Here is a 16,407-nt window from a genome sequence, read left to right on the forward strand (position 1 = left end):
TGACGTATGCGACCGATTTGTTCGAGCGGGCGACGGTGGAGGGTTTCGCGGCGCGGTTCGCGCGGGTCCTCGCGGCTGTGGTCGCCGACGCGAACATCGCGGTCGGGGACATCGAGATCCTCACGGATGCCGAGCGCACCGACGTGCTCACCGCATGGAACGACACCGCCCATCCGGTGGATTCCGCCGCGACACTGGGATCGTTGCTGCGCGGGACCGTCGCGGCGACGCCGGGATCGGTCGCGCTGGTCGCGGACCTGCCCGACGGCGAACGCGTCGAGCTGAGCTACGCGGAACTGTCGGCCCGGGTGAATCGACTAGCCCGCTACCTGATCTCGGTGGGTGTCGGTGCCGAGAGCAGGGTCGCGCTCGCGTTCCGCCGATCGGTGGATCTGGTGGTGGCGATGTACGCGGTGGCGGAGGCCGGTGGGGCGTATGTACCGATCGACCCCGACCAAGCCACCGAGCGAACCGACTACATCCTCTCCGCCGCCGCCCCGGTATGTGTGTTGAGCAATATCGAGTCGGATTTCGATACCGACGTCGCGCCGGTGGTGCGGCTGGAAGACCTGGAATTGAGCGCGGTCGCCAGCGTGCCGATCACGGATTCCGAGCGCGTCACGCCTATTCGGCCGGAGAACACGGCTTACGTCATCTTCACGTCGGGTTCGACCGGGCGTCCGAAGGGCGTCGCGGTGCCGCACTCGGCGATCGTGAACCAGTTGCTCTGGAAAGCGGCCGAATTCGATCTGGCCGAGGACGACTCGATGCTGCTGAAGACGGCGGCGACGTTCGACCTGTCGGTGTGGGAGTTCTGGTCGGCCGCGGTATGCGGTGGCCGGCTGGTGATCGCCGCGCCGGATGGCCATCGGGATCCCGCGTATCTCAACGATTTGATGGCGCGCGAGTCGGTCACCACGTTGCATGTGGTGCCGTCGATGCTCGACGCGCTGCTCGTGCACCGGGCGACCACGGACACCGGGGACTGGTCGCCGCGACGGGTGTTGGCTATCGGTGAGGCTCTGCCGGGTTCGATGGCGCGGCGGTTCTTGCGTGAGAATCCTCGCACCGAGTTGTTCAATTTGTATGGTCCGACCGAGGCGGCGGTGTCGGTTACCGGCCACCGTGTGACGCTCGCCGACGACACGTCGGTGCCTATTGGTGCGCCGGAGTGGAACAGTCGGGTGTATGTGCTGGATGGGCGTTTGCGGCCGGTGCCGGTGGGTGTTTCCGGTGAGTTGTATTTGGCTGGTGCGCAGTTGGCGCGTGGTTATTTCGGTCGTGCGGATTTGACGGCGGATCGGTTCGTGGCCAATCCGTTCGAATCTGGTGCGCGGATGTATCGCACGGGTGATTTGGTCGCCTGGAACAGTGACGGTGAGCTGGAGTATCGGGGTCGTACGGACTTCCAGGTGAAGATCCGTGGGTTCCGTATCGAGCTGGGTGAGATCGAGGCCGCGCTGCTGGCGTTGCCGGAGGTCGCGCAGACGGCGGTGATCGCGAAGTCCGATCCGAAGACCGGCGACCGGTTGGTGGCTTACATCGTTCCTGCCGGTCCCGGTCCCGGTGCCGGTGCGGGTGTCGCTGGCGCTGACGGCGTCGCTGGCGGTGCGGGTGCTGCTGGTCGTGTGGATGTGGCTCGGGTGCAGTCGGAGCTTGTGGCGGTTCTGCCGTCGTATATGGTGCCGTCGGCGTTCGTGGTGCTGGATGCTTTGCCGTTGAATGTGAACGGCAAGCTGGATCGCAAGGCGTTGCCGGAACCGGAGTTCGAAGTTCAGGCTTTCCGTGCGCCGTCGACTCCGATCGAAGAGATCGTGGCGTCGGTGTACGCCGAGGTGCTGGGTGTCGAGCGGGTCGGTGCGGATGACGATTTCTTCGCGCTCGGTGGTAACTCGTTGCTGGCGACGCAGGTCGTGGCGCGTATCGGTGCGGCGTTGGACGCTCGTGTCCCGGTGCGGGTGTTGTTCGAGGCCTCCACCGTGGCCGGACTCGCCACGAAGGTCGAACGGGGCTTCGGTGCGGGCAAGCGCACCCCACTGATCGCCGGACCGCGTCCCGACCGCCTCCCGCTGTCGTTCGCCCAGCAGCGCATGTGGTTCCTCAACCAGTTCGACACCTCGGCCTCGGTCTACAACATCCCGGCCGCGATCCGCTTGTCCGGCGACCTGGACGTGGCCGCGTTGCGGGACGCTGTCGCCGACATCGTCGCGCGTCACGAGATCCTGCGCACGATCTACCCGCAGACGCCGGACGGCCCGGTGCAGCGAATCCTCGCTCCGCACGAGGTGCCGGTGGATCTGGCGCCCGTGCGACTCGATGACGAGCACCTCGCCCTCGAGGCGCAGCGGATCGTCGCCGCCGGCTTCGACGTCACCACCGAGGTGCCGTTCCGCACACGGCTGTTCCAGCTCGCGGGCACCGAGTACGTGCTGGTCTTCGTCGCGCATCACATCAGCGCCGACGGCTGGTCGATGGGCCCGCTGACCAGGGATCTGATGCTGGCCTACGTGGCGCGCAGCGGCGGCCGCGAGCCGTCCTGGGCGCCGCTGCCGGTCCAGTACGCCGACTACGCGCTGTGGCAGCGCGAGGCGCTCGGCGCGGACGACGATCCCGAGTCGCCTGCGGGCGCGCAACTGGCCTACTGGACAACCGAACTCGCCGCCCTGCCCGACGAGCTGAACCTGCCCGCGGACCGCCCGCGCCCGCCCGTCCAGTCCTTCGCGGGCGGCCGTACCGATTTCGTCGTCGACGCCGACGTGCACGCGGCGCTGGCCGACCTCGCGCGGCAGCACAACGCCACGTTGTTCATGGTGGTGCACACCGCGTTCGCGGTCTTCGTGGCTCGCCTGTCCGGCACCGATGACATCGCCATCGGCACGCCCGTCGCGGGCCGCGGCGAACCCGAAATCGACGACTTGATCGGCATGTTCGTCAACACCTTGGTGCTGCGCACCCGGGTCGCGCCCGATCTCGGCTTCACCGAACTGCTGGCCCGCACCAGGGAAACGGATCTGCGCGCCTTCGCCAACGCGGACATCCCGTTCGAGCGGTTGGTCGAGGTGCTCGACCCGGAACGTTCGGCCGGTCGCCACCCGCTGTTCCAGGTGGCTCTGTCGTTCGAGAACCTATCCGCGACCAGCTTCGAACTACCCGGTCTGAGCTTCACGGCGCTCGACCCGGCCGCCGACACCGCCAAGTTCGACCTGCTGCTGACCATGCGCGAGCAGCGCACCGAGTCGGGCGCGGAAGCCGGTATCGCCGCCGAATTCACCTACGCCCGCGACCTGTTCGACGAGCGGACCGTCGTCGAATTCGGCCGCAGGTTCCGTCGCGTCCTGGCCGCGATCGTCGGGCATCCCGGCACCGCCGTCGGCGATCTGGAGATCCTGGACGACGCGGAGCGCGCCGACCTGATCGCCCGTACCGGCGCGCCCGCCGTGCCGCCGCGCACGCTGCCGGACCTGATGGCCGCCGCCGTCGCCGCGAACCCGGCCGGTGTCGCCGTCGTCGCCGACGGCCGCATTTTCAGCTACACCGAACTCGACGCGGCGTCCGCGCAATTGGCGCGCGCGCTGATCGACCGCGGCGCGGGGCCGGAGGTACCGGTCGCCATCGCGCTCCGTCGTTCGGTGGAAGCCGTGCTGGCCCTGTGGGCGGTGGCCAAGACCGGGGCGGCGTTCGTCCCGATCGACCCGGCCCATCCGGCCGACCGCATCGCGCACATGGTCGCCGATTCCGGCGTGGCGCTCGGCGTGACGCTCACCGCCGAGCTGGAGAATCTGCCCGTCCTCGCAGGCGGCACGTGGGTCGCCCTGGACGATCCCGACTTCACCCACGACGTCGCCGTGCGCTCCGACCAGCCGTTGCAGCCCGCCGAACTGCGCGGAGCGCTGCGCGCGGGCAACGCCGCGTACGTGATCTACACCTCCGGCTCGACCGGTCTGCCGAAGGGCGTCGTGATCACCCACGCCGGCCTGGCGAATTTCAGCGCCGAGCAGGTGGAGCGCTACCGGCTCGATCCGTCCGCCCGCGCTCTGGCGTTCGCATCGCCCTCGTTCGACGCGTCGATGCTGGAACTACTGCTCGCGCTCGGCGCCGCGGGAGGGCTCGTGGTAGCGCCGCCGCTGACCTTCGGTGGCGAGGAGCTGGCCGAACTGATCCGCGCCGAGCGCGTCACGCACGCCTTCCTCACGCCCTCCGTGCTCGCCTCGCTCGACCCGGACGCGCTGCCGGGGATGCGGACCGTCGTGGCGGGCGGTGAAGCGGTGCCCGCCGATCTGGCGGCCAGGTGGACCACCGTGCCGGAGCGTGATTTCCACAACGGCTACGGGCCGACCGAGACCACCATCATGACCAACATCAGCGATCCGCTGCGGCCCGGCGAACCGGTCACGATCGGCGGTCCGATCCGCGGCACGCGGTCGCTGGTGCTCGACAGCAGGCTGCGTCCGGTGCCCGAAGGCGTCACGGGCGAGTTGTACCTGGGCGGCATCCAGCTCGCGCGCGGCTACCAGGCACGTCCCGCGCTCACCGCCGCCCGGTTCGTGGCCGACCCGTACGGCGCACCCGGTGAGCGCCTCTACCGCACCGGCGACTTGGTGCGCTGGCGTCGCGCCGGGACCGCGCCGGTCGTGGAATACGTGGGCCGCAACGACTTCCAGGTGAAGGTGCGCGGCTTCCGCATCGAACTCGGTGAGATCGATGCCGCGCTGGCGGCGCAGCCCGAGGTCGGCTTCGCGGTGACCCTCGGCCGTGCAACCCCATCCGGCGCGACGATGCTCGTCTCCTACGTGCTGCCGGCCGGGGATGCCACGGTGGACCCGGCTCTACTGACCGAGCGGGTCGGGCGCACGCTGCCGGAGTACATGGTTCCGACGGCGATCGTCGTGCTCGACGCGATCCCGCTGACGCCGGTGGGCAAGCTGGATCGCAAGGCCCTGCCGGAGCCTGAGCTGGACGCGCGCGACTATCGTGCCCCGCGGACGCCGGCCGAACTCGTGATCGCCGAGGTGATCGGCGAGGTGCTCGGCGTCGAGCGGGTCGGCCTGGACGACGACTTCTTCGCCCTCGGCGGCGACAGCATCGTGTCCATTCAGGTGGTCTCCCGGGCCCGCGCACGCGGGGTGAGTTTCTCACCGCGTGACGTCTTCGAACATCGGACCGTCGCCGCCCTGGCTCGCGCCGCCGTCGCGGGCGGCCCCGGCGACGAGGCGGGCGAACTACCGCTCACGCCGCACGCGGCGCGCATGCTGGACGAGGGCATCGAAGTGCGAGCCGTCGCACTCGACGTCCCCGAGACCTGCCCCGTGGAGACGGTGCACGGCGCGGTGACCGCCGTGCTCGACCAGCACCCCATGCTGTGGGTGCAGGTGCGCTACGACGACGAAGGCGCTGCGTCGCTGCGCATTCCCCCGGCCGCCGAACGTACCGGCGAGGCGTTCCGCAGGCTGGACCCGCAGCGTGGCGAGACGTCGCTGCCCATCGACGACGTGGTGCAGGCGGTCGCGGCCGCCCTCGATCCCGAGCAGGGCCGCAACATCTACTTCGTGCTCACCGGCGGTCCGGAGGGGCGCTCCACGCTCATCGTCGTTGCCAGCAGCCTCGTGGTGGACGACGTCTCCTGGCGGGCCATCGTCGACCAGCTCACCGCCCGCTGGAACCGGCCACGCCACGCCGCGCCCGCGGGCCCAGAATCCGGTCTCGGCACGCTCATCCGAACCATGTCGGCCGCGGCGCACGATCCGGGCACCGTAGCCGAGATGGATTGGTGGCGACGGGCACTGGGCACGGTCCCGGAGGGCGCAGGCACCGACGGCCGAGATCTGCGCGCACGCAGCCGGGTGTCGCTCACGATCACCGCGGAGGGCGCGGAGGCCGTCGCCGCGGCCGCCGAGGCGTACCACGCCGGGGTGGACGACATCCTGCTCACCGCGCTGGCGCTGGCCCTGCGGACCTCCGCGGGAGAGGCCGTCACCCGCGCCATCGGTTCGGTCGTCCGGCTGCCCGCCGACAGTCGCGCGGCCACCGGGGCCGCCGCGGAGAGCACGGTGGGCGGCTTCGTCACCGAATTCCCGCTGCCATTGCGGCTGACCAGGATCGACATCGATGACGCCCTGATCGGCGGTCCGGCGGCGGGCACGGCGATCGCGCAGATCAAGGAGCTGCGGCGATCGGTGCCCTCGCACGGTGTCGGCTACGGCCTGTTGCGCCACCTCAACGCCGAGACCGCCGCCGAACTGCGCGGTCTCGGACGCGGCCGGTTCGCGCTGCGCTATCGGGATCTTCGCCCGGCGCGGGTGCACACCGACATCCCGTCCGACGATCTGCTGCTCGTGCTCACCGTCGACGCCACGGACGACGGCTTGCTCGCCCGGTTCGACTTCGCCGCAGCGGCATTCCGCGGCGAGGACGCGAAAACCTTCGCCGAGCACTGGATTCGCGCGCTCGGCGGCCTGGCCGAGCACGGCCTGCGCCCGGACGCGGGCGGCTTCACCCCGTCGGACTTCCCGCTGGTGCGGCTCAAGCAGCCCGATATCGATCGCTTCGCGCGCGCCTACCCGGACCTGTCCGACGCCTGGCCGCTCACGCCGCTGCAATCGGGCATGCTGTTCCACGCCCTGCTCGCGGAGCACTCGGTGGACGTCTACACCACTCAGTTCGTGCTCGATCTCGGCGGCGCGGTGGACGCCCACCGGATGCGGGCGGCCGCGCAGGCGGTGCTGGACCGGCACGACAACCTGCGGGTCGCTTTCGCTGACGACAGCGAGGGCAAGCCCGTGCAGATCGTGCAGGATGCGCTGGAGGTGCCGTGGCGGCTGATCGACCTGTGCCACCTGGAACCGGCCGCGGCCGCCGCCGAGCTGGAGCGGATCGAGGCGGCGGATCTGGCCGACCACTTCGACATGCGGACCGCCCCGCTGCTGCGTTTCGCGCTGATCCGGTCCGCCGCCGCCCGCTACCACCTGCTGGTGACCAGTCACCACATTCTCATCGACGGCTGGTCCATGCCGCTGCTGATGAAGGATCTGCTCACGCTGTACGCATTCGGTGGTAACTCCCGGCATCTGCCTGCGGTCCCGCCCTACCGCGACTACCTGGCGTGGCTGGTCGCGCAGGACACCGAAGCGGCCCGCACCGCGTGGCGCGGCGCGCTGGCCGGTATCACCGAGCCGACGCCGTTGGCGCCGGTCGACCCGGGCCGCGAGATCTCCGCGGGTGTCGGCGAAGTCGGGTTCGAGCTCTCGCAGGCCGACACCACCGCGCTGACCCGGCTCGCCTCGGGGCTCGGCGTCACGGTGAACACCGTGGTGCAGGCGGCCTGGGGTCTGCTGATCGGACGCACGGTCGACCGCGACGACGTCGTCTTCGGCGCCACCGTGTCGGGCAGGCCGCCCGAGCTCGACGGCGTCGAGGCGATGGTCGGGCTGTTCCTCAACGCGATCCCGGTGCGGGTGCGCCTGGACGCGACCAGCACGCTGAGCGGGCTGCTGCGCCGGTTGCAGGCCGAGCAAGCCGCGTTGCTGGACTACCACTACCTGGGCCTGAGCGACATCCAGGAAGCCGTCGGCGTGGAGGGATTGTTCGACTCTCTTGTCGTGTTCGAGTCGTTCCCGGTGGACCGGGAGGGTCTGGACCAGGCCGGCGCCATCGACGGCATGAACGTCACCGGTGTCGGCGCGGTCAACGGCACCCACTATCCGTTCACGGTGATGGTGGTGCTGGACAGCCGGTTGCGCGTCTCGGTGAAGTACCTGCGCGACGTGACCGGCGAACCGGCGGCGCGTGCTCTCGCGCAGCGGCTCGCGGCGCTGATCGACCGTTTCGTGACCACCCCGCAGGCGCGCGTCGGCGAGATCGATGCGCTGCTGGACGACGAGCGGGCCGAACTGGCCGCGCGCAACGCCACCGGTGTGCCGGAGTTCCTCGACGACGCGACATTGCTGACGCTGTTCGACGCACAGGTGGCGCGCACGCCGGACGCGCCGGCGGTGCGCTTCGGCGAGACCGTGCTCAGCTATGCCGAACTCGACTCGCGCGTCCGGTCCTTGGCGGTGGAGTTGATGCGCTGGGGGGTCGGCCCGGAGACGCTGGTCGCCGTGGCGATGCGGCGCGGCATCGATCTGGTCGTCGCGATCTACGCGGTGTTGCGGGCCGGCGGCGGTTATGTCCCGATCGATCCGGACCACCCGGCCGAGCGCAGCGAGTACGTCCTCGGCAGCGCCGCTCCGATCTGTGTGCTGACCACCACCGCCGACGCGTTCGACACCGCGACCGATGTGCCGGTGGTCGCGGTGGACACGCTGTATCTGGCTCCGTACGAAGGCCCGTGGCCGCAGGAGCACGGGTATCCGGACACCGTCGCCTATGTCGTCTACACCTCCGGCTCGACCGGTCGGCCCAAGGGCGTGATGATCACGCACCGGCAGATGGTCAACCAGTTCCGCTGGGCGCAGAAGGCCTATCCGCACGACGGCGGCGACGTGGTGCTGCACAAGACGCCGATCACCTTCGACATCTCCGCCTGGGAGTTGTTCTGGCCGTTGCAGACCGGCGCGTCGATCGTGATCGCCGCGCCCGATGGCCATCGCGACCCGGCCTACCTGGCTCGCCTCATCATCGAGAACGCCGTCACCACGGTGCATTTCGTGCCGTCGATGCTGGACGCGTTCCTGGACCCGGCCGCGAATCCGGCCGCGGAGTATCCGTCGCTGCGGCGGGTGTTCGCCGCGGGCGAGGCATTGTCCGGGGAGACCGCGGCGGCCTTCGCCGCGGCCGTGCCCGGCGCCGCGCTGGTCAACTGGTACGGCCCGGCCGAGGCCACCGTGGTCACCGGCCATCCTGTGCGCGACGGCGCCGCGGCGGCGATTCCGATCGGCGTTCCGGTGGCCAACACTCGCGTGCACGTACTCGACCGGCACTTGCGGCCGGTGCCGCCGGGCGCCGCGGGCGAGTTGTACGTCGCGGGTGTGCAGTTGGCGCGCGGCTATCTCGGCGCCCCGGCCCTCACCGCCGAGCGTTTCGTCGCCCATACGGGCGGCGACAGGCTCTATCGCACCGGCGACATCGTGCGCTGGCGCGACGGCGCGCTGGAATATCTGGGCCGCGGCGACTTCCAGGTCAAGCTGCGCGGCCAGCGCGTGGAACTCGGTGAGATCGAGGCCGTGCTGACCGGCCATCCCCAGGTGCGGCAGGCCGCGGTCTCGGTGGTGCGTGGCGCGACCGGTGACCGGCTGGTCGCCCATGTGGTCGCCGCGCCGGGGGAGACCGTCGCCGAGGCCGCGGTGCTGACACACGCCCGCGCCGCGCTGCCGTCGTACATGGTGCCCTCGGCTGTCGTCGCGCTCGCCGGGCTTCCGCTCAACGCCAGCGGCAAACTCGACCGCAAGGCGCTGCCCGAGCCGCGGCTGGTGACCCGTCCGTACCGGGCACCCGGCACGCCGCTGGAGCGGACCGTGCTCGAGGTGTTCGACGAGGTGCTCGCGTCCGGCGCCGGACAGCGGGTCGGCATGGACGACGACTTCTTCGATCTGGGCGGCACCTCGCTGGTCGCCACCCGCGCGGTCAGCAGGCTGCGCGCGCTCACCGGCGCCGAGGTGCGGGTGCAGTGGTTGTTCACCGATCCCACTCCGGCGGCGCTGGCGGCCCGGATCCAGGCCGCGCTGGCCGACGACCACGACTACGACCAGGATTCGAACGCGGCGCTCGGTGTGCTGCTGCCGATCCGGACGATGGTGCCGCACGACGTGGCCGCCGCCCAGCCGCTGTTCTGCCTGCATCCGATGTACGGATTGTCCTGGTGCTATGCGGGTCTCGCCCGCTACGTGCCCGCGAGCACGCCGATCTTCGGCCTCCAGTCGCCCGCGCTGACCGAAGAGGGCTACCTGCCCGAGTCGCTGGCCGAGATGGCGCACCGCTATGTGGCCGAGATCCGCGCGGTGCAGCCGCACGGGCCCTACCGGCTGCTCGGCTGGTCGCTCGGCGGTGTGCTGGCGCACGCGGTGGCGACTCAGTTGCAGTCCGCGGGGGAGGAGATCGGCCTGCTGACCATGCTCGACAGCCATCCCGACATCGACGTCACCGACTTCCGTGCGGCGATCCGGGAGGCGCTGGCCGAACTGGGCATCGGCGCGGACGCGCTGCTGCCCGGCGACGGCGACATCCACGACCTGAGCGAAGAGGCGCTGGCCGCGCTGCACGCCACCATCCCGCCGGACATGGCGGTGCTCACCCCGGACCGGGTGCGCCGGATCTACCGCAGCGCGGTGCGCTCGGCCGAGCTGATCGCCGAGCATCGGCCGGCCGTCTTCCGCGGCAGGCTGGACTACTTCAGCGCGGCCGGTCACGAGACCGCGGCGGACGGCTGGCAACCTTATGTCGACGGCCGGGTCGACGATCATCCCGTCGGCGTCCCGCACGATCAGATGACGGCACCGGAAGCGCTGGCGCAGATCGGTCCCCGATTGTCCGAATTGCTGGATCCCCCGCGGTGGGAAGCGACACGGAACGTGGGGCGGTCATGATCGAACCGACACCGTTCGGGCATGATGGGGCAACGGTGCGGTAACGAAGTCCCCTGTCGTGACGACTACATAGGCCGTATGGTCGGGCGTGGTGCGTGGGCATCCACCCCGGCGCGTGGGGCATGCAGAGCGAATCTCGAGACGAAGCGAAGGTGCGAAATTGATACGTCGACAGAGCCGGCGCGGTGGCCTGCGGGTCGCGGCCGCGATCGCGGCAACCGCGGTGCTCGCGGGAGTGATGACCGGTCTCGGCGCGTCCGGCGCGACAGCTGATCCGATCATCGATTCCAAGAGCCTGCTGGGCAACCCGGTCGCCCCGGACGGTTCGCGTATCACCAAAGCCGAGTACAAGGACGAGCGCAGCATCCGCTTGTACGTGTACTCGGCGGCGATGGACGAGAAGATCATCATCGACGTCCAGCGCCCGGCCGACGCCTCCGTGCCGCGTCCCACGCTGTACCTGCTCAACGGCGCGGGCGGCGGCGAGGACGAGGCCTCGTGGCAGGCGAAGACCGACGCGCTGCAGTTCCTGTCGGACAAGAACGTCAACGTGATCCAGCCGATCGGCGGCAAGTGGAGCTACTACACCGACTGGATCAAGGACGACCCGGTACTCGGCCGCAACAAGTGGAAGACCTTCTTCACCGAGGAGCTGCCCCCGCTGGTGGACGGCGCGCTGGGCACCAACGGCGTGAACGCCATCGCGGGCCTGTCCACCTCGGGCACCACCGTGCTGGCGCTGCCGATCTCCAAGCCGGGCCTGTACAAGGCCGCCGCCGCCTACAGCGGCTGCGCGCAGACCAGTGACCCGGTCGGCTCGGAGTTCGTCAAGCTGACCGTCGAGACCTGGGGCGGCGGCAACACCGACAACATGTGGGGTCCGGAAGGCTCGCCCGACTGGGTGGCCAACGACCCGTACGTGAACGCCGAGGGGCTGCGCGGGCTCGACCTGTACATCTCCACCGGCAACGGCCTGCCCGGCCAGTACGACACGCTCAACGGCCAGTACGCCCTTCCCGGCGCGTACGGTCTGGCCAACCAGATCGTCATCGGCGGCGTGATCGAGGCGGGCACCAACTACTGCACGCACAACCTGCAGAACCGGCTGAACGAGCTGGGCATCCCGGCCACCTACAACTTCCGTAACTCCGGCACCCACTCCTGGGGCTACTGGCGCGACGAATTCCTCATGTCGTGGCCCGTGCTCGCGAAGGGTCTCGGCATCTGATCGCCACCGCGCTGATGCGCGAAGCCGGGACGCCCGGCTGAACACCCCCGACCGCCTGGTCGCCGCGCTGCGGCAACCAGGCGGTCGGTTTTATAGGCCGAACGGCAACGAAAAGTTCGGGTACCCGTAAAATTCTGTTCGTGGGTATAACGTTGGTCGAGTCGACCAGGTCCGTCACCGGGCGAGCACGTGCCGTGACGGTCCTGCTGGGGCCCGCGTTCGTCGCGGCCATCGCCTACGTCGATCCCGGCAACGTCGCGTCGAATATCAGTGCGGGCGCGCAATTCGGCTACCTGCTGGTCTGGGTCATCGTCCTGGCCAACGTGATGGCGGGGCTGGTCCAGTTCCTGTCGGCCAAGCTCGGGCTGGTGACCGGCTGGTCGCTGCCGGAGGCGGTACGCGAGAAGGCGAGCGGCCCGGTCCGGCTGGCGTACTGGGGCCAGGCCGAGACGGTCGCGATGGCCACCGACCTGGCCGAGGTGGTGGGCGGCGCGATCGCGCTGCACCTGCTGTTCGGCCTGCCCATGCTGGTCGGTGGCGTGATCACCGGCGCCGTGTCGATGGGCCTGTTGCTGGTGCAGGACCGGCGCGGCCAGCAACCGTTCGAGCGGGTGATCACCGGGATGCTCGCGATCATCGCGATCGGCTTCCTGGCGAGCGTGGTGATCTCCCCGCCGTCGGTCACGGGCACGGTCGGTGGCCTGCTGCCGCGCTTCCAGGGCACCGAGAGCGTCCTGCTCGCCGCCGCCATGATCGGTGCGACGGTCATGCCGCACGCGGTCTACCTCCATTCCGGCCTGGCCCGCGACCGGCACGGGCATCCGGCGGCGGGGCCGCTGCGCGCCAGGCTGCTGCGGGTCACCAAGATCGACGTCGGCCTGGCCATGGTCCTGGCGGGCACGGTGAACCTGGCCATGCTGCTGATGGCGGCGGGCACCCTGCGTGGCCGGGACGTCGAGACCATCGAGGACGCGCACGCCGCCGTCGGCGACGTCCTCGGCCCGGCCGCCGCGCTGCTGATCGCGATCGGCCTGCTCGCCTCCGGCCTGGCCTCCACGTCGGTCGGCGCCTACGCGGGCGCGATGATCATGCAGGGGCTGTTGCGCAAGCGGATCCCGCTGCTGACGCGCAGGCTGATCACGTTGATCCCGGCCATCGCGGTCCTGGCCACGGGGATCGACCCGACGCGCGCGCTGATCATCTCCCAGGTGGTGCTGTCGTTCGGCATACCCTTCGCGCTGATCCCGCTGGTGCGCTTCACGAGCGACCCCGAGCTGATGGGCGAGGATGTCAACCGCCGCCTGACCACCGGGCTGGCCTGGGCGGTCGCCGCGATCATCTCCGTTCTCAACGTCGCCCTGATCTATCTCACCGTCACCGGGCGGTAGCCCGCCCGGTGCGGCGCGCCGATCAGACCCAGTTCTCGATCCAGTACTTCCAGATCCGCGGTGCGTAGGCGTCCAACGGCGGCACCCGGATGTCGGTGCCCGCCAGCGCCGCGCTGGTGTGCCTGCAGTCGAACCAGCAGGTGAATTCGCTGTGCTCCAGAACGTCCAGCGGCACGCCCACCCGGGGCAGCAGCCAGTTCGCGCCGGGAACGCGCAAGATCATGTTCAGCGTGCGCTTGGGCACGACCTCCACCAGGTGTGGCGCGCCCGCCTCGTCGGCGAACAGGTTCAGCGCGTCCACCGCGCTCTGCCTGCGCGGATCCACCAGGTGGTAGGTGGTCTTGTCCGAGCCGGAGCGATGCGCGATGTGGTCGAGGGCGCGGGCGACGAAATCCACCGGAACCATGTTGGTCTCGCCCAGCTCGGGCACCAGCACCGGCAGCAGCCGGGGCAGCTGCGCGGCCATGCGCAGCAGCCGGAAGAAGTAGTACGGGCCGTCGATGCGGTCGATCTCGCCGGTCCTGGAATGCCCGATCACGATCGAGGGCCGGTAGATACGCCAGCGCAGCGCCGAGTCGCGCACGATTCGCTCGGCCTCGAACCTCGCTTGTTGCGCTGGTGTGGTGAGCACTTGGCCGTGATCGAACATGTCCTCGGTGAACAGGCCCTCGCTGGACCCGGCCACCTCCACGGTCGAGACGTGGTGCAGCAGTTCGGCCCGCAGCTCCTCGGCGACGTCGACCAGGTGCCTGGTGCCGCCGCCGCGCTCGGTCAGGTCGTAGCCGGCGGCGAGATGGAAGACGTGCTCGATGGCGCCGCGATGCCGGGCCAGCCAGGTCGGGTCGATGCCCAGCCCCGGGGCGCCCAGATCGCCGCGCACCGGACGGACGCGGTCGCCGCCCGCCCATTCCTGCGCGCAGCAGGCGAACCGGTCGGCCGAGGCGTCGCCCGGCCGGACCAGCACATGGATGTCACCCTCGCGTTTCAGCAGCTCGGGGATGAGGAACCGACCGATGAACCCAGTTGCCCCGGTAACCAGGTAAGTCATAGCCGATGAACATAGTCGCCTGCCGGGTGCTACGTTCCGGCGGGCCGGATCAGTCGGCGAAGACGGGCCTGCGCTTGGTGAGCATCGCGGTGGCGCCCTCCAGGAAATCGGGGGAGCGCAGCAACTCGGTCTGGCCCGCCTTCTCCGCGGCCAGGGCCGTGTCCAGCGCGGCCAGCGTGGCCTGGTTCAGCGCCTGCTTGGTGAGCTCCAGCGCGCGGCGCGGACCGGTCGCGATCTTCTCGACCCCGGCCTCGACCGCGGCATCGAGTTCGGCGTCGGGCACGACCGCGGTGAACAGCCCGGCGGTCGCGGCATCCCGGGCGGGCAGCCGCTCGCCGAGCAGTGCCATCCGCGCCGCCAGCGGGCGGCCCGCCGCCGCTGCGACCAGCGCGGCCGCGCCGCCGTCGGGCATCAAGCCGATGTTGATGAAGGCCAGCAGCAGATAGGAGTCCTCGCTCGCGTAGACCAGGTCGGCGGCCAGCGCGATGCCGACGCCGACGCCCGCCGCGGCGCCCCGGATGCGCGTGATCACCGGCACCGGCGCGTCCACGATGGCGCGCACCAGCCGGTTCGCCGCGTCCATGACCATGTCCGAGGTGATGCCCCGTTGCGCCTCGTCCGCGCTCGCCGACAGATCGGCGCCGGTGCAGAAATCGCCGCCCTCGCCGGTGAGTACGATCGCCCGCACCGCGCGGTCCTCGGCCGCCGCGCGGAAGGCATCGCCGAGCGCGACCATGGTGTCGTAGTCGATGGCGTTCTTCCGCTTCGGGTTGGTGATCGTGACCCGGAGCACCTTGCCGTCCTGGACCGCCGTGAACTTGGCGGCGGCAGGGACCGCGGAATCGTTGTTGCTCATGTTCGCTCCTACGCTGCAATTCGGCGGACGCCAGGCCGTGAATAGTGGTTAACTTTGCGAATTGTGGTTAACTTAGGTTCCAGTATCGGGCGCTGTCAACCAGCGCCGCCGGAGAACGGAGAGGTGCATGGTCGCGGATCGCAGCGAGGTCGACCTCGCTCCCGCGCGCCCCGAACCGGGCAGCAGGACGGGCGCCGAGGGCGCGCCGTCGGTACGTCGGCGTCCGAAGGACCGCAAGGTCCAGATCATCCGGGCGGCCGCGCGCGCCTTCAGCGAACGCGGGTACTACCCGGTGGGCGTGGACGAGATCGCCGCGGAGGTCGGCATCTCCGGTCCGGCCCTCTACCGGCACTTCACGAACAAGTACGCGCTGCTGGTCGCGGCCGCCGAAGAGGGCGCGCGGCACCTGCTGACCGTCGCCGAGTCGGCCGACGACATCCGGCTGGACCCGGTGCGGCGCGCGGACGCGCTGATCCGCGCGATCAGCGAGCACACCGTCGAGATCCGCCGCGAGGCCGGCCTCTACCGCTGGGAACGGCGCTATCTCGAGCGCGATGACCGAATCCGGATCAGGAAGATCTACGACGATCTGAACAACACCCTCGCGGCGCCGATCGCGCTGCTGCGACCCGAGGCCCCGCCCGCGGACGTGGCGATGCTGGCCGCGGGCGTGCTCAGCGCCATCGCCAGCATCGCCGCGCACCGCACCGCGCTGTCCAGCGCTCGGCTGCTTCCGCTGCTGCACCGGATGTCCTGGGCCATCCTGCGCACCGAACTGCCTCCCGCCCCGGTCGAACCGGATCCCGCACCGCCCGTGCGCGGCATCCCGGTCACCTCCAAGCGTGAACAGCTGCTCACCGAGGCCATCCGGATCTTCGGCAGGCAGGGCTACCACGAGGCGAGCATCGAGGAGATCGGCGCCGCCGTCGGCATCAACGCCTCCAGCGTGTATCGGTACTTCGCGAGCAAGGCCGACCTGCTCGCCGCGGCGTTCCATCGCACCGGCGATCGGCTGGCCATCGCGATCACCGAGGCGCTGGCCGAGGCGACGAGCCGGCCCGACGCCGCGCGGCGCGTGGCCGACCGCTACGCCAGATTGAGTTTCGCCATGCCGGAGATCATGGCGGTCTACTACGCCGAGTTCGGCAATCTGCCGCAGTCCGAGCAGCACAAGCTGCGCGCCATTCAGCGGCAGAACGTGCTGGAGTGGGCCAACCTGCTGGACGGCGACTCGGTGGAGGCGCGCTTCCGCGTGCACGCCGCCATCAGTCAGGTGATCGATGTGGGCAGGCTGATCCGATTCGATTCCCGCCCCGCGCAATTGGCCAGGGTCACCGCGCTCATGGACGCGGTGCTGCTCGACTAGC

At 70.2% G+C, this 16,407-nt stretch carries 6 protein-coding genes; 4 read left to right on the forward strand and 2 right to left on the reverse strand.

The window, feature by feature from the left end:
• The 3 genes from ACGF7Y_RS17170 to ACGF7Y_RS17180 form a co-directional block, all read left to right on the forward strand.
• Positions 1-10,520 (forward strand): amino acid adenylation domain-containing protein (locus ACGF7Y_RS17170; protein WP_393234690.1); only part of this gene is annotated, 10,520 nt, incomplete at its 5' end.
• Between the two features lie 238 nt (positions 10,521-10,758).
• Entirely contained in the window at positions 10,759-11,748 is a 990-nt protein-coding gene (locus tag ACGF7Y_RS17175) for an alpha/beta hydrolase (RefSeq protein ID WP_393235145.1), read from the forward strand.
• A gap of 134 nt (positions 11,749-11,882) precedes the next feature.
• Positions 11,883-13,136 carry an Nramp family divalent metal transporter gene (locus tag ACGF7Y_RS17180; RefSeq protein WP_393235148.1) on the forward strand — a complete coding sequence of 418 codons (1,254 nt, stop codon included), beginning with the start codon at positions 11,883-11,885 and terminating at the stop codon, positions 13,134-13,136.
• Between the two features lie 22 nt (positions 13,137-13,158).
• Here ACGF7Y_RS17180 and ACGF7Y_RS17185 read toward each other — a convergent pair whose 3' ends face one another.
• Both ACGF7Y_RS17185 and ACGF7Y_RS17190 read right to left on the reverse strand, forming a co-directional pair.
• Complete coding sequence (locus ACGF7Y_RS17185; RefSeq protein ID WP_393234693.1) at positions 13,159-14,184, reverse strand: SDR family oxidoreductase; 1,026 nt, start codon at positions 14,182-14,184, stop codon at positions 13,159-13,161.
• Positions 14,185-14,233: 49 nt separating this feature from the next.
• Entirely contained in the window at positions 14,234-15,040 is an 807-nt protein-coding gene (locus ACGF7Y_RS17190) for an enoyl-CoA hydratase-related protein (protein ID WP_393234695.1), read from the reverse strand.
• Between the two features lie 127 nt (positions 15,041-15,167).
• On the opposite strand from ACGF7Y_RS17190, the gene ACGF7Y_RS17195 reads away from it, so the two are divergent.
• Positions 15,168-16,406: a TetR/AcrR family transcriptional regulator gene (locus ACGF7Y_RS17195; protein ID WP_393234697.1), complete on the forward strand. Its 1,239-nt coding sequence runs from the start codon at positions 15,168-15,170 to the stop codon at positions 16,404-16,406.
• Position 16,407: the final 1 nt, after the last annotated feature.

Origin of the sequence: Nocardia sp. NPDC047654 (genome assembly GCF_043205035.1) — a bacterium.
GTDB lineage: Bacteria > Actinomycetota > Actinomycetes > Mycobacteriales > Mycobacteriaceae > Nocardia.

Excerpts from the sequence above, each read along its gene's own strand:
- ACGF7Y_RS17175 (WP_393235145.1), top strand. The coding sequence starts at position 10,759 with ATGACCGGTCTCGGCGCGTCCGGCGCGACAGCTGATCCGATCATCGAT.
- ACGF7Y_RS17185 (WP_393234693.1), bottom strand. The coding sequence starts at position 14,184 with ATGACTTACCTGGTTACCGGGGCAACTGGGTTCATCGGTCGGTTCCTC.
- ACGF7Y_RS17195 (WP_393234697.1), top strand. The coding sequence starts at position 15,168 with ATGGTCGCGGATCGCAGCGAGGTCGACCTCGCTCCCGCGCGCCCCGAA.
- ACGF7Y_RS17190 (WP_393234695.1), bottom strand. The coding sequence starts at position 15,040 with ATGAGCAACAACGATTCCGCGGTCCCTGCCGCCGCCAAGTTCACGGCG.